This window comes from Lentzea sp. NPDC060358 (genome assembly GCF_042725365.1).
Lineage (GTDB): Bacteria > Actinomycetota > Actinomycetes > Mycobacteriales > Pseudonocardiaceae > Lentzea.
This window is the reverse complement of the sequence record NZ_JBHXCW010000523.1, coordinates 1-1,007: the sequence shown is the minus strand read 5'-3', so window position 1 is coordinate 1,007 and position 1,007 is coordinate 1. Positions and strand designations below refer to the sequence as shown.

At 77.1% G+C, this 1,007-nt stretch carries 1 protein-coding gene; it reads right to left on the bottom strand.

From position 1 onward, the window contains the following. Nucleotides 1-1,007: DUF4135 domain-containing protein (locus tag ACFWGZ_RS41355; RefSeq protein WP_382457034.1), on the bottom strand; the 1,007-nt coding region annotated here is incomplete at both ends.

The following is a 1,007-nucleotide window of genomic DNA, read 5'->3' as shown; positions in this document are numbered from 1 at the left end:
CCACCCGGTGCACGGAGCCGTGCAGAGCGCGGGCCGCCGGGTCGTCCGAGGCGGCGGCGGGCAGTGGCGGATGGAACAGCGTCTCCACGTCGACGAGCACGGGGTACTCGCCGTCCGCGATCAGGTTCTCGTGGTGCAGGTCGGTGCCGTCCAGCACGTGCAGCAGGGACAGCAGCGCGCCCTGGCGCCGGTAGAAGGAATCGACCTGGCGGGCGGTGCGGCAGGGCCGTTCCGCGACGAACTCCACCCAGCCGTACGGGCCCCGGTCCAGCAGGGCGAGGGTGCGCAGCCCGGGGGTGCCGGGCAGGGTGTTGAACCACTGGACCAGCTCGTTGAAGTGCCGGTGCGCGGCGAGCGGGCGCGGCTTGTAGACGAGCCGGGCACCGTTCTCGAACCGCAGCAGCATCACCGTCCGCCCGCCCCGGTGACCGTCCCCGGCGCCGGGCTCGACGCCCACCAGCCGGCTCTCCCCGGCCGACGCGCCCCCGGGGTCGCGGACGCCCGGCAGCGCGGGCCGGTCGGTGGCGTACCGGACCAGCATCTCGGTGAGCGCGGCGGCGGCGTCGAGCGCGGTGCGGCCCAGGACACGGGCCAGTACGGGGTACGCGGCGCAGAGCGCGGCCAGCCCGGACCGGGCGCCGGTGAGCCGCAGGAAGTCGGCGTACCGCTCCTCGGGGCCGTGCCCGCTCAGCCGTCCCTCGCGGCGCGCCGTGTGCAGCTCCAGGACCAGGGTCCGGGCCGCCTGGCGGGCCAGTCGCCGGGAGAGGTGGCGCTCGAAGTCGGCGTGCACGGCGTCCGGATCGGCCCACCGGTCCAGCCGCCGGGGCAGCCCGTCCCGTACCCGCCGCGCGGCGCAGGCGGTGAACGGGGCGAGGACGCGCTCGAATCCGCGCAGCCCCGGCAGGTGCCCCGGGTCCCCGATCGCCGCCCGCACGGGTGCGGCGGCCACCGCGTCCTCGACGAACTCCGCCCAGTCCGGGGCGCGTTCGGGTGCCGTGCCGCTGTCT